9 protein-coding genes are annotated in these 13,915 nt (G+C 59.2%); 1 reads left to right on the top strand and 8 read right to left on the bottom strand.

Features of this window, described 5'->3' with window-relative positions; genetic code table 11:
- Positions 1-8: 8 nt before the first annotated feature.
- Complete coding sequence (locus EH31_RS00710) at positions 9-821, top strand: inositol monophosphatase family protein (protein ID WP_034957514.1); 813 nt, start codon at positions 9-11, stop codon at positions 819-821.
- 106 nt (positions 822-927) lie between these two features.
- On the opposite strand, the gene trxA is transcribed toward EH31_RS00710, so the two are convergent.
- The 8 genes from trxA to ahcY all read right to left on the bottom strand — a co-directional run bounded on the left by trxA (position 928) and on the right by ahcY (position 13,880).
- Positions 928-1,248, bottom strand: a complete 321-nt coding sequence (trxA, locus tag EH31_RS00705; protein ID WP_034957511.1) for a thioredoxin — start codon at positions 1,246-1,248, stop codon at positions 928-930.
- Between the two features lie 51 nt (positions 1,249-1,299).
- Positions 1,300-4,803 (bottom strand): double-strand break repair helicase AddA, encoded by a 3,504-nt coding sequence (gene addA / locus EH31_RS00700; RefSeq protein ID WP_034957509.1) that lies wholly within the window; start codon positions 4,801-4,803, stop codon positions 1,300-1,302.
- On the bottom strand, positions 4,800-7,829 hold the full coding sequence (locus EH31_RS00695; protein WP_034957506.1) for a PD-(D/E)XK nuclease family protein: 3,030 nt from the start codon (positions 7,827-7,829) through the stop codon (positions 4,800-4,802). Before EH31_RS00695 ends, addA begins: the two co-directional genes overlap by 4 nt.
- A complete protein-coding gene (locus EH31_RS00690) occupies positions 7,822-8,538 on the bottom strand; it encodes a nucleotidyltransferase family protein (protein ID WP_034957504.1) in 717 nt (238 codons plus the stop codon). Before EH31_RS00690 ends, EH31_RS00695 begins: the two co-directional genes overlap by 8 nt.
- Positions 8,535-9,521 (bottom strand): aminoglycoside phosphotransferase family protein, encoded by a 987-nt coding sequence (locus EH31_RS00685; RefSeq protein WP_034957501.1) that lies wholly within the window; start codon positions 9,519-9,521, stop codon positions 8,535-8,537. The genes EH31_RS00690 and EH31_RS00685 overlap by 4 nt, the downstream gene beginning before the upstream one ends.
- Positions 9,518-9,985, bottom strand: a complete 468-nt coding sequence (gene tsaE / locus EH31_RS00680) for a tRNA (adenosine(37)-N6)-threonylcarbamoyltransferase complex ATPase subunit type 1 TsaE (RefSeq protein ID WP_034957499.1) — start codon at positions 9,983-9,985, stop codon at positions 9,518-9,520. Before tsaE ends, EH31_RS00685 begins: the two co-directional genes overlap by 4 nt.
- Positions 9,982-12,330, bottom strand: a complete 2,349-nt coding sequence (locus EH31_RS00675; RefSeq protein ID WP_034957497.1) for a PAS domain-containing sensor histidine kinase — start codon at positions 12,328-12,330, stop codon at positions 9,982-9,984. The genes tsaE and EH31_RS00675 overlap by 4 nt, the downstream gene beginning before the upstream one ends.
- A 131-nt stretch (positions 12,331-12,461) precedes the next feature.
- Complete coding sequence (gene ahcY / locus EH31_RS00670; protein WP_034957495.1) at positions 12,462-13,880, bottom strand: adenosylhomocysteinase; 1,419 nt, start codon at positions 13,878-13,880, stop codon at positions 12,462-12,464.
- Between the last annotated feature and the right edge of the window lie 35 nt (positions 13,881-13,915).

Raw genomic sequence — 13,915 nt, 5'->3', positions numbered from 1 at the left:
GAGCTCTTATGACCGAATTTTCTCCCCTCGACGCAGAAATCCGCGATCTCCTTCGCTTTGCTGCCGAACGCTCCATGATGCCGCGTTTTCGGGCGCTGGCCGATGAGGAGATAGAGATGAAGGGCGTCGATGACCCTGTCACGGTTGTCGACCGCGAGGTGGAGCAGTTCCTGACAGAGGCTCTCACCCGGCTTGCACCTGATGTGGCAGTGGTAGGCGAAGAGGCGGTCGCGGCAGACGAAACGGTGCTCGAAAAGCTGTCCGAAGCGTGCTGGATCATCGACCCGCTGGACGGGACCGCGAATTTTACCGAAGGCAAGGAGCCTTTCGGCATTATCGTCGCACTCGCCGATGCAGGAACCACTCTCGCAGGCTGGCTTTATGACCCCCACAAAGATCGCCTTGCCCACGCGCGCAAAGGCGAAGGCGCTTTCATTAATGGCGAAAAAATTAAAGCACGCACAAGCGGGCAAACACCGCCGATTGCTGCGATCAGCCGCCTGTTTCTAAACGAGGAAGAGCGCGCTGAGCTGGATAGAAAAATCGCGCCGCATTATGCACTGACCGACATTCCGCGTTGTGCAGCAGAGCAATATCCGCGCCTCGCACTTGGCGAAAACGACATCTCAACCTTCCAGCGCACGCTTCCATGGGACCATGCCGCAGGGGCATTGTGGCTAAATGAAGCAGGCGGGAAAGTCGCGCGCTATGACGGCAGCGAATACCGCGTGGACGAACCGAGCCGCAAAGGCTTGCTAGGCGCATCGCACCCCGATCTATGGGAAGCTTTTGCAAAGAGGCTTCAGGGGCAGCTGGGTTGATGTCCCACCCCTAACCCCTCCCGCAAGCGGGAGGGGAACGAGACTTAACGAGCCGCAGGTAAGTTTAGTCGCAGTTGGGTGGACTGTTGATTAGGCTATCAACGGATCAAATCTCTGATTCAATCCATTCTTTAAGCTGGCTTTTAGGAGCCGCGCCCACTTTGCGGGCCACCGGTTCACCGTTCTTGAACAGGACCATCAACGGGATCGACTGAACGCCCATGTCCGCTGGAATCCCGGTGTTCTCCATAATGTCCATCTTGGCGATTGTGACGCTTTCGCCCAACTCTTCGCTGATTTCTTCAAGCGCAGGGGCGATCATCTTACAAGGGCCGCACCATTCGGCCCAGAAATCGACTAGAACAGGCTTATCGCTCTCAAGCACATCGGCTTTGAAGCTTTCATCGGTGACATTGACGGTGGCCATGGGGGCTACTCCTTAATTGCTGTTGGACCCGAGTTAGGACGTGAACGCGCCTCACTCAATGTCAAGGGGCACAAACTTATCCTGTGTGTCCCCCAAACTTCTTTTGTGTTCGTCAAGCTTTGCGCGCTCAATTTCAAACAATTGGGGCGCGTGGGTATAAAGGACAGCGGCCCTTATCTCTCGTCCGGGATAAATCACCTCAAGCGCTGAGGCGTAGGCGGCCATCTGTTTGATTGTGCCCCTGGGAATGTGATCTGGGTCTGTTGGGGGACGCCGGGAAGTCTTGAAATCAACCACCGTGACACTGTCAGAAGTCACCAGCAGCCGGTCTGCTGTCCCTGCGATCACCACGCCGCCAACTTGCGCCGTCAAAGGCACTTCAGCGAGCGCTTTATCAGAGAAAATTTCAGCAAAATCGGGCTCTTTAAGGACAGAAAGAGCGCTTTCAAGCATTTCGCCGCGCGTCGTTTCGTCAAGGTCCGGCGCCCGTCTCGAAAGCCAGCGTTTCGCAGCTTCGCGCCGATCATCGGGCGCCACATCGGGCAGACGTTCAAGCAGCGCATGGATGAGCGTTCCCCGGCGCGCGGCATCCTTTGCTATCTCTGGTGCAAGCGGCGGGTCAGCGCCCTGCTCTTCGCCAGCAGAACTTGGCGCAAGCGGGCGAGGCGGCTTGGGCTCTTCGCCGACGGGATTGGTCAGCCATCGGGGCAGAGCATCGCCTTCGTCGTGACCGGGTGAATCAAGTGAAATGTCCTGATTATCAGCGCGGTTACCAAACTCGCGACGCGTCCCCCAAATCTCGTCGGCGTCGGTAGGGCCATCATCGAAGAGCGGTTCGAGACGCGCATACCAGCTGTCCTCATGGGGGCCCTTCTGCGCGCGCTGTTTGCCCAGCGATCCACCGATGAACAGCGCCTCTTCTGCCCGCGTCATAGCCACATAAAGCAGCCGCCAATGCTCCTGCATCGCTGCCGCTTTGGACGCGTCGCTTGCGATCTCAACCGGCCCGACCTGCTCTTCTTTTTTGAGCGATGGCAGCGGCACTTTGCGAGCGTCCTGCGCCTGATCGCCCAAGCGATCATCTCGCAGCTCCAAATCACCTTTCGTATCGGGATCTCCGGTCGCATCGGCAAGGATCACTATCGGAGCCTGCAAACCCTTGGAGCCATGCACGGTCATCACCCGCACCTGTCCGCCCGCATCGTCGGCATCGCGTTTCAGGTCGGTGGTGCCTGCATCAAACCACTCGATAAAGCCTGCAAGGCTGGGTGTATGCGCGGCCTGATAGGCAAAGGCGGAGTTGATCAGCTCATCAATCGGGTCGTTGGCCTCGCGCCCCAACCTTGCAACCAGCTTGCGGCGGGCGGCCCATGGTCCGGTGAGCAGCCATGACAATAGGTCTTGCGGTGTCTCGAAGTCGGCTCGCGCGAGCAGCGCCTTGAGCTTTTCGGCCGTCTCCAAAACGCGCGGCGCTTCGTGGACGCGCAAATGGTCCCATAGCCGCTTCTTTGGCGCGCGCGGCACGTACTCCAGCAATTCTTCCTGCGTCCACCCGATCAATGGCGAGACCAGCACATTGGCAAGGCTAAGGTCATCAAGCGGTTGCGAGGCAAAGCGTAAAGCCGCCATCAGGTCTTTGACAGCCAGCGGTTCGCCCAGCCTCAACCGGTCAACACCTGCCACCGCGACACCTTTGGAATGCAGCTTTGCCACGATCTGCCGCGCCAGATCCTTACGCTTGCGGACCAGCACCATGACATCGCCGGCCTGCGCATGGCGGCGTTTTCCGGTTCGCTCATAATCTTTTTCAAGCACAAAGGGCTCTTCACCGCTCACCCAGCGGCGGACCTGCTCTGCGATGTTTTCCGCCATTTGAGTGTCATGGGCAGGCAGCCAATCCTGCTTGCGGTCTTCGTGACCTGCTTCTTCCTCCCCGCCCCGCACCGGCTCCCAAAGGGTGACGAGCCCAGCGCGATCATCGCCTTCGTGAGGTTCGGACGGCTTTGTCAGGCCGAATTCCGCATGCCCGATGGCGTCCATGGTCTGGTTGACGAAGTCGAGCACGGGAAGCGCTGTACGGAAAGAGCGACCCAGATCGAGGTCATTCCAGGTCGGCAGGAGGCGCTCGTCACGCAGTTCGTGGGCGTTGGCCTTGGCCGCATCAATGCGCGCCTTGACCTTCAGCTTGGCAGCTTCGAAATTCTCGGGACTGGTCCCCTGAAAGCCGAAAATCGCCTGCTTATAATCACCCACAGTGAAGATCGTGCGGATCTTGTCCCCGCGCGCGCCCTCGCCTGAAAAGAAATCATCGATCAGCGCAAAGACAATATCCCATTGGCTTTCATTGGTGTCCTGCGCCTCATCGATCAGGATATGGTCAAAGCTTCGGTCAAGCTTGTAGCGGATCCATGCCGAGGCATCGGTATTGCCAAGCAGCTGTGCAGCGCGGCGAATGAGATCGTCGAAATCGAGATAGCCCTCACGCTCCTTTGCCTTTTCCCAGCGCAGAGCAAACTTGCGCCCCATTTCAAACGCGCTGGTGAGGAAGGTCGCAAGGTTCAGGAGGGCGCGGCGTTCTTCGACCATCTTGATAGCTTGAGAGACAAGGTCTTGCCCCTCGACAAAGCCGGGATAGGTTTCACGCGGCTTTTTCAGATTGAGCGCAGGCTCGCCATCGGCCCGCAGCAACTTGCCACGAAATCCTGAATACGCCCCGATCCGCTCTTCATGGCCGAGGCCCAGCCACTCCTGCATAAAAGGTATGCATTTATCAGCCGTCTTGGTGCCCCATTCCTGAAGCGGGCCGATCATCCTCAAAACGTGATCATCAGGAAAACGATCAGGCCCAAGCCCTTCGTAAACCCATTCATCCCCGGCATCGACAGGAATACCCAGAACCGAGCGGACCCGCGCATCCATCGGGCTTTGCCAGGCGCCCTGGCCTTCCCACATATCGGCCGATTTGGCGCAGCGCATCAACCACTGGCGAAGGCTGTCGGGCTCTTTGAGTTTGGAAAAATTTGCCACTGCCGCGGCAAATTCCTCATCCCCCTCGGACAGCATCTGTGCCAAAACTTCGCGCGCCAGAAGCTCGCGCTCGCGGTCTTCCATTGGCCGCGCGCCGGGGGTAAGCTTTGCTTCTTCGGGGAAATTCGCCAGCAGCCATTGCGAAAACGCGTGGATTGTATCGATCCTCAGACCGCCGCCCGGGCAATCCAGCACGCTTGCAAACAATGTGCGCGCATGGGCCTGTGTGTCGGGATCAATCGGTGCGCCCAGATATTTGAGCTCTTTGCCCAAGGTTCCCGCATCCAGCCTGACCCAGCGCGCCAGAACCGAATTGATCCGCGTCGCCATTTCGGCAGCGCCTGCTTTGGTGAAAGTCAGGCACAGAATTTGCGAAGGATCGACGCCCGGCGTCAAAAGCATCCGCAAAACGCGCGCGGAAAGCACCTGTGTCTTACCCGTTCCGGCAGAGGCGGAAAGCCAGACATTATCGCGCGGGTTGGCCGCGCCCAACTGGTTGTCCTGAAGAGGATAGACCGCGCCGCTCACTGGCCGTTCTCCCCTTCGGCATTGCTTACCCGGACGATCCATTCCTCAAGCCGCATAAGCTGATCGTAGTCGGAATAGCCGGGGTAATCGGGGTTTTCCTTCGCCGTGAAAGGGTCGCTGCCAAGGATAAAGCGGTCGATAGCAATGTGCAGAAACTTGTCGTGCTCGGGAAGGAATTGGTCGGGCAGGAGGCCCGACTTCTTCCCAGCCACCTTCATCGGCACAAATATCTCGCCATATTCGCCGTCTTTCTTGTGCGCCGACCAATATTCAAAAACACTTGCCGCGCCCGAAATGAGCTCATTGCCCACCTCGAAACTGCCGTCTTGAGCGATAAGCCCGAGCAAGCCCAGCTGGAGCCGAAATCCTTTCTCGACTTCCTTTTTAGTAGGGGCGCTGCCGGTTTTGTAATCGACAATCGCAAGGCTGCCGTCAGCCAACCGGTCTATCCGGTCTGCTCGTCCGCGCACTTTCACGCCGCGCACCATCATTGACCCATCCGCTTCGGTGGCAAGCACATGGCGGCCTTCTTGCTTGGCCGCGTCAACCCATGCCTCAAACCGCTCCATCGCAGCGATCAGGCGCGGTTGCCACAGCCCTTTAAACAGCGGGTGAACTTGCGCTTCGGCAAACTTTCGGGCGGCGAATTCCGCTATGGGCAGTACGGGGTCGCCTTCCCTCGCCCTGTGCCATGCGTCCAGAATTTCGTGCACCAATGTGCCGCGAAGTGCCGGATCACTGAAGGGGTCGGCGGCGAGCGGGTCAAGCTTGCGAAGGCCTAATATCTCGCTTGCATAAAACTGGTAAGGATCGCCCAGAAGCCGGTCGAGCGCGGTGACTTTGATATCCACGCGGCGCTGCTTGGCGCTGGGAAGGGGTTCGGGGCGCGGATAGGGTTCGGCAGGCTCGGGCGCGCGGTCAAGCTTTGCCAAAAGCCAGGGCATGCGCGTCTCGCGCGTCTCCTGCACAATTTCGCCCAACAAGGCTTCGACGCGAAGCAGGAAACGCGAGGGCAAAGTTGGCCCCTCCGCATCGCGCTGCGCCCGGCTAAGCACAACTTCAGGCGCACCAAGTGCCCCTGCCAAATCATGCGCGGCAAGACCGATGCGAAACTCTGCGCCAGGTACGCCAAGCGCGCGAAGAACACCGGGCGCAAGCAATGCGTCAGAGCCGGGAGCCTGCGGCCAGCTGCCCTCGTTCAGCCCGCCGCAAATGACCAGATCCGCCCTTGCAAGCCGAGATTCGAGCAGGCCGTAAATCGCCACGCGCGGGTGTCCGCCGTAAGGGGGGCGCACCGCGATTTCGTCCATGCAATCACGCACGATTCCCGCAAGGTCCGCCGGCTCAATCACAGTGCCAAGCAGCCGCGCGTTAAGCCGCAAGTCTTCAACCATGGCTGACAGAGCGCGGCCATCCTCGCGCGACCACAATGCTTCTGCGGCAAGCGCCTCTCCCCCTTGCGCTAACAGGTCCAGCGCATCGGCAAGCGGCAAATGCTCTGGCAGATCTGTCAGAGGGGTAAGAACCTCCTCCACCTTTTCCCACCATTCGCAAACACCAGCCTTGCGGGCAATCTCCCGCAATGGACCAAGGCCCGGTGCTGGCGATGGTCCGCGCAATTTGCGGTCAAACTGGCGCAAAGAACGCAACCATTCGGCCCGTGCCTCCGCGTCATCACGCAGCACCAGCGGATGCGCAAGCGCGCCGATCACGTGCGCGGGTCCCGGTCCGTGTGAGACCAACTCGGCCAGCAGCCCGAGCATTCTACCTGCAGGAGTGAGCGACAAGGCTCGCCCCGCTGTATCGTTCGCCTCGATATTCCAGCGCTGCAAATTTTGCGTAACGCGGCGTGCAAGCGAGCGATCCGCGCTGATCACCGCGACCCGCTTTTCCGGCACTTCCAATGCCTCACGCACCAACAGAGCAATGCTCTGCGCTTCGTCCTCGACCGTGGCGCTCGTCATTAGGCGCACATCTTTTAGACGGCGCTTTTCAGGTTCCAGCTGTGCCCATGACCGGCTTGCCTTAGGCGGCAAGAACAACGAGCTGATCGCGACCGCGCGTGCAGGTTCCGCCGCGCTTATGCCAGATCGGTGCCAGGGGCGCACTTCCGCGCGCGCCACCCCCATGCGTTCAAGCAGGAGTTTGAGATGATATTGCGGGTGGGTGAGCGCATCTTTGGAACCAAAGACCTCACCTCCAGGCTCTGGCGCTGCGCCAGCCCTCCCCAGTTCCTCCCACGCGTCATCGGGAAGCTTAAGGTCAAGATCGGGCAGGATCACCGCGCCATTGGGAAGGTCGGCAACTGCGCGAAGCATCCGCGCCAAGGCGGGCGACGCACTGGTGACACCTGCGGCGACAATCGGCGTTGCTGGCGTGCTTGCTTTCCACTTTGTGGTCGCCCTGTTGAACAACAGATTGCGCCGCGTTGCGGCATCGACTTCGCCTAATTCATCAAGGCGCGAACGCCACCGTTCTTGAACCCGCGCGAACAGGCGAAGAGATCGTTTCCAATGGTCGGATAAATCTCCGAGCATATCGAGAATGGGCTCGCCCAGAAGGTCGTCGGGCGTCTTCTCCTCAACCAAAAGCCGGTCCATCGTGCGAGCAAGCTCCCGCGCCAATCGCAGGCGCGCAGCTCCGGGCAGAGGTGTCTCGCTAAGCTCTTTGCGCTCTTCCTCGATCAACTGCGCAAGCCCAAGCCAGCGCCGCGTGGGCTCGATTGCAGGCGGAATATCGCTTGCCCCAAGCGGATCAAGCAACGCGCCCAATGCCTCGTCGAGATCAAGATCGCCAATCGCCACCATGCGCGGCATCAGCATTCCCGGCCTGCCGGTTTCCCCCGCGTGCCGGATAAAGGCTTCGGACATGGTCCGCGCCGCGCGTGAGCTGGGAACAAGCAGGGTGAGGCGCGCAAGGCCAAGCTCGTCATCACCATAACGCGGGACCAGCCCTGCCACGAGAGCATCAGCAAAACCGCGGTGCGCGGCAATGGAGTAGATGTTCGGTGTTTTACCCTCAGCCACGCTTGAGCGCGTCTTCTGTGGGCCCGATCGCGTCAGGCGTGCCGACTTCGAACCATAGGCCAGTGAATGAAATACCGTAGAGGCGCCCTTCATCCATGGCCCTGTTCCACAAAATGTTGGTCGAAAACTTGCCCTCTGGCGCATCGCGCAAGAGGCGCTTTGAAAGGAGCTGAATGCCGGTGTAGATAAATGGCGCTATCCGCCCCGATTTACGGCGGGAGAGACGCCCGACCGGGTCCATGTGAAAGTCGCCCTTGCCTGAGAAGTTTTCAGCGCGCGCATGGCTTACCAAAAGCAACAGCGCATCCATTTCATCCGGGTTCCAGCGCGCAGAAAGGTCATGAAAAGCGCTTTTTGGACCATCGAGCCAGATGTTGTCTGCGTTAAGACAAAAGAACTGATCAGGCAGCATATCTTGCGCCTTGATCAACCCGCCGCCTGTTTCAAGCAGGGCGTCACGCTCGTCCGAAATCGTGATCTTTGGCACCGCGCGTTCAAGGACGTGAGCCTCAAGCGCGTCGGCCAGATAATGGACATTGACGACAGCGCGCTCAACACCGCTGTCCGCGAGCCGATCAAGCGCGTGGTCGATCAGCGGTTTTCCAGCAACCCGCACCATCGGCTTTGGCATCGTCGCGGTCAGGGGCCGCATACGCTTTCCCATACCGGCGGCCATCACCATGGCAGTGTCGCTGGCAAGCCCTGTCACGCGATGGTCCCTCCGCCAGATTTGCGCAGTTCATCGGGGATGTTCGCGTCAAACCATTTTGCCACCGGCGCCAAGGCAGGGTGCGCCAGATCTCGCTCCATCGCCGCCCACACGCGCGGGATCATGGAGAGGTATTTGGGTTTTCCATCGCGCTTTGCGAGCCGGGTGAAAATGCCCACAATCTTGGCATTTCGCTGGGCCCCAAGGCGCGCATAATCGGCGCGGAAGTGTTGGTCCGCATCACTGGCCGCAATATAGCGGGCGAGCATTGCCTCTTCGAGTTCAAGCGACACATCGCGCCGGGCATCCTGAAGCAGCGATACAAGATCGTAAGCGCGGTGCCCGACGAGCGCATCCTGAAAGTCGATAAGACCCTGAGGCGCAGTGGGCTTTGCACCCAGAAGCATGATGTTCTCGGCATGATAATCGCGCAGCACTGTGACGGGTTGCGGCGCCCGATTGACCATTGGCGCAAGAGCCTCGTCCCATGCGGCGGTGTATCCCGCCTCATCCACTTGCAACGATTTGGCTGGGCAATACCATTCAGTCAGAAGGCCCGCCTCACGCTGATAAACTGCCATATCATACGGCGGAAACGGTCCGGCAGGCTCCCGGTGTAGTGCCACAAGCGCATCAATCGCCGCTTCATATGCCAGCACTTCGTCTTGAGGCCGCGCATCGAGCCATTCGCGCATCCGGTCATTGCCAAAATCCTCTGTCAGAACCCAGCCTTGCGCTTTGTCTTCGCTAAGGATTTGCGGCGCGCGTTGCCCATGCTTGCGCAGCCAAGCAGCGACATCGAGAAACGGCACGGGATCCTCATGCGGGGGCGGCGCGTGCATAAGCATCGCCGTCTCACCGCTTTGGCGCCGTAAACGGAAATAGCGCCGGAATGACGCATCGCCGGGGATCGGCTCCACCGCCGCATTTTCCCAGCCAGCCTTCGCTACAAACTCGTGAAATCCTTGGGGCAAATCGCTCATGGCAAACGCTCTAACCAATCTCTCCCCGGTTTCACAGTCGCCACGCGGCCTTCTCCCATGCTTTCTCCGGCACTTTCCAACACAATCGTAAGACATCCCGCCTCATGCGCAAATCCGCCAGCGTGATCGGGCCACTCTGCCAACAAAACCGCGTCTTCGCGGTAATCATCAAGGCCAAGTTCCAGCGCCTCTGAGGGGTCTTCCAAACGATAGAAATCGGCGTGCGCCACTGGAACACGCAAAGGCGGCGCGTCATAGGTTTCGATAATTGTGAATGTCGGTGATGGGACCTCGCCTGCGTGCCCAAGAGCGCCCAAAATGGCGCGCGCAAGCGTGGTCTTGCCAGCACCAAGCCCGCCTTTAAGCTCCACGACATCACCGGGCCGCAAAGCGTCAGCGATTTTTGCACCCCATTCGGCCGTCGCCTCCAGATCGGGCAGAACTTTTGTGTAAGGCGCGCTCACGGCAGCGTAATCATCGCAATTGTGCCAACACCTTCTTGGCTGTCGAGTTCAAGCATGCCCCCGTGGGCTGCGACCAATTGATGGGCCAGCCTTATCCCAAGGCCAGCGCCCTCGCCCGGCTCTTCAGGCTGGGACGAAGCGCCCATGGCCCGCTCCAATTGCTCCCGCGACATTCCGCAGCCGTCATCCTGAATGATGATGCGTCCGCGCCAATCATCTTCGCGCGCAGGCTTTGGAAGCTGGATGGTGATCTTGCCCCCTTCCGGCGTACCGGCAATCGCATTGTCGATAAGGTTTCCAACGGCGCGGCCAAGCTGGCGCGGATCGGCCTCGACCATGCGCCCGCGCCGGCCTTTCAGGTCAAGGCCAATGCCCGCCTTCACAATCGCTGTCTCCCGCTCGCGCACAAGGGCGGTTAGGAAAGGCAAGAGGTCCACGTCCTCCTTGGTTATCGGCATAAGGCCAGCTTCGGTTTGTGAAAGGTCGAGGACGTTCTCAACTTGCTCGGTCAGCCGCGCCGCGGACGTAAGAATTGCATCGACATACTCACTCGCCGCTTCGTTCATTTCGCCCGCAGCCCCGCTCGCAAGCAGTTCGGCATAGCCGCCAATCGTGGTGAGAGGCGTGCGGAATTCATAAGACATATTGGCAAGGAAGCGGGCCTTGACCGCATCAGCCTCTTCGAGAGCCTTCGCCCGGTCGCGAAGGGCTTGTTCTGCTTTCTGCGAATCGGTGACGTCGAGCACAGTCAAAAGACCGTTTCCATCAGGCAGAGGCGCGCCAGCAAAGCGCAATGTGCGCCCATCAGAAAGCCTGACCTGCCCCTGCTTCTCTTGTCGATCCAAAGTCGCTGCTCGCACCACAGCGCCAATGGCTTCCGTCTCGTAAGGGTCTTGCAGATTGCTTCCAATCGCCCCCAGCAAATCCTGAGCACTTGGGTGAGTATCGAGAAACTCTCCTGAAAGGCCCCATGTCCCTGCAAAACTTCGGTTCCACAATTGGACCGAGCCATCGGGTGCGAAAATCGCGAGGGCTTCAATCAGGCTGTCGAGGGTCGCTGTGCGCGTGCGCAAGAGGGTGTCACGCGTGGCCGAAAGCGCGAGTTGCTCCGTGCGGTCCTCTGCGATCATCACTAGCCCGCCATCGGGCATTGGCTGCGCGACGATACGAAGGTGCATTCCGCCGGGCAGCGGCCAATTCTCTTCCTGCGTTTCTGACGCATCAAACCACGAACGGTGCTCTTCACGCCATTCTGGAAAATCGCGAACCTCCGGCGTCTGCCCTCGCTCACGCGCGTCGGAAAGCAAACGGCTAAAAAGCAGTTTGCCTTCGAGCGCATCATTGGAAAACAAGCCAAAAAGCCTGCGGAACGGGCGGTTTGCAAAGCTTAGCGTCTCATCCGGGGCAAATTGCGCCACGCCCACGGAAAGCTGATCCAGCATGCTGCGCTGTGCCTCGCGGAACGCCCGGAAATCGCGGGCCAATTGCTGCTGTTCCTCAACATCAATCGCGTATCCAGCAACGCCGTCTTCGCCCAAGGGCAGATCGGTCACGCGCATCGAGCGGCGCTCACCGTCAATGGTGACGCCATCAATCCGGTCGATCTGCTTTTTGCTTTGATAGGCCTCCATCGCGATCTGAGCCGGAGATTGCCCATCGCGCGCTTCGAGGAGCTCGATCTGACCCTCTATCACGGCCTCAAGGCTATCCGCGCCCACCGCCTCGATATAGGCCTCGTTGGCGAGCCTTATGTTCATATCCGTATCGCGGATCCACATTGGCGTTGGCGCAGATGCGATCAGGCCGCTGAGGCTTGCAAAATCGGATTTGGCGTTGCTTGCTTCTTCGCTGAGGCGCGCAAGCTCGCTTTCGCTGGCGGTAAAATCGAACACCCAGACAATTGCGGCCCCGCCCGGCGACACCTGCGCATCGGCAAGCGAACCTTCCAACGCAAGGCTCCTCTGAGAGCCTGGCGGCGTTACCGTCATCGAGAAAGGCGAGGCGCTTTTCTGCGTCGTGCGCACTTTCTCCCAAAGCTCATCTACCTGAGGGCGAGAAAGCCCTTCCCCGTCTTCTCCCACCAATTCCGAAAGGTAGGCAGGTATTTGCGATAGCCCCAACCACCGCGCCAAACGTTCTGGCGCTTCGATCCGTCCATCGGTGCGCACCAAAAGCGGAATTGCTGGAGCCACATCGATCAGATGCTGCATCCGGCGAAGCGAAGTTTGCAGCGCTTTGGCTCGGCTCGTCTTTGCTCCCGCACGCAGCACAAGGACCGCCGCCGCTATCGTCCAAGCGGCGAGCAACAGTGCGATCACGATCAAGGCGGGCGGCGTCAATTCCATTTGTGTGAGCTATGCGCGGGCGCGCCCTCATGCAACGGGCAAATGGTGCAAAAACCCCCGGAAACCCACAGGCCGAGGGCCTGAGAGCGTCCGGGGGCTGAATATCTTCGGGCGGTTACGCCCAAATCCGATCAATAACGGTAATGATCCGGCTTGAATGGACCCTCTTTGGGCACACCGATGTAGTCTGCTTGCGTCTGGCTCAGCTGTGTCAATTGCACTCCAAGCTTTTCAAGGTGAAGCGCCGCCACTTTCTCGTCGAGGTGCTTGGGCAGAACGTACACATCGTTCTTGTAATCATCCGACTTGGTGAAAAGCTCGATCTGAGCGAGCACCTGGTTGGTGAAGCTTGCGCTCATCACAAAGCTTGGGTGACCGGTGGCGCAACCAAGGTTCACAAGGCGGCCCTTGGCAAGGATCAGCAACGAATTGCCTTCTGGGAAGGTGACCATGTCGGTGCCTTCCTTGATCTCTTTCCAATCGTAATTGTCGAGAGCGCTGATCTGAATTTCACTGTCGAAGTGACCGATATTGCACACAATCGCCATGTTTTTCATGTTCTTCATGTGCTCGCCGGTGATGACGTCTTCATTGCCGGTGGCGGTCACGAAGATATCAGCGCGCTTGCAGGCATCTTCCATGGAGACGACTTCGTAGCCGTCCATCGCCGCCTGAAGCGCACAGATCGGGTCAATCTCAGTGACCATAACGCGCGCGCCGCCATCACGAAGGGACGCTGCCGAACCTTTTCCCACATCGCCATATCCAGCGACACAAGCGACTTTGCCTGCCAGCATCACGTCGGTCGCACGGCGGATCGCATCGACGAGACTCTCCTTACAGCCATAAAGGTTGTCGAACTTCGACTTGGTCACGCTGTCATTGACGTTGATCGCCGGGAACGGGAGCTTGCCCTGCTTCGCGATCTGATAGAGGCGCATAACGCCCGTCGTGGTCTCTTCCGACACGCCCTTGATGTTCTGAACGCTCTTGGTGAGGTAGCCAGGCTTTGCCTTCACATAAGCTTTAAGAGCGCGTTGGAATTCGATTTCCTCGGCATTGGCAGGCGCAGGCATTTCTTCGCCTGCTTCCAGCCTCGCACCCCAAAGTGCAAACATGGTCGCATCGCCGCCATCGTCGAGGATCATATTGGCGGTTTGATCAGGATTAGCATCCGTCGACCAATCGAAAATACGGCCGACATAGTCCCAATATTCGGCCAAGGTCTCACCCTTGATCGCGAAGACCGGAATGCCTTGGTCGGCAATCGCGGCGGCTGCGTGGTCCTGGGTCGAGAAGATATTGCAGGTTGCCCAGCGCACTTCTGCGCCAAGCGCGACCAGCGTCTCAATCAGAACGGCGGTCTGGATCGTCATGTGCAGCGAGCCAGTGATAAGCGCGCCCTTCAAAGGCTGCGCAGCGCCATATTCCTCGCGCAGAGCCATCAAGCCCGGCATTTCGGTTTCAGCAATGGCGATCTCATCACGGCCAAACTGGGCAAGCGCGATATCTTTGATCACATATTCGTGGGTGTGGGCTGCGGTGGCCATGGGCCATCTCCTAAAGTTCAAAGGGCGTGTTCTAT

The sequence above is a fragment of the Erythrobacter longus genome (assembly GCF_000715015.1).
Taxonomy (GTDB): Bacteria; Pseudomonadota; Alphaproteobacteria; order Sphingomonadales; family Sphingomonadaceae; genus Erythrobacter; species Erythrobacter longus.
This window is presented reverse-complemented; position numbering and strand designations above follow the sequence as displayed.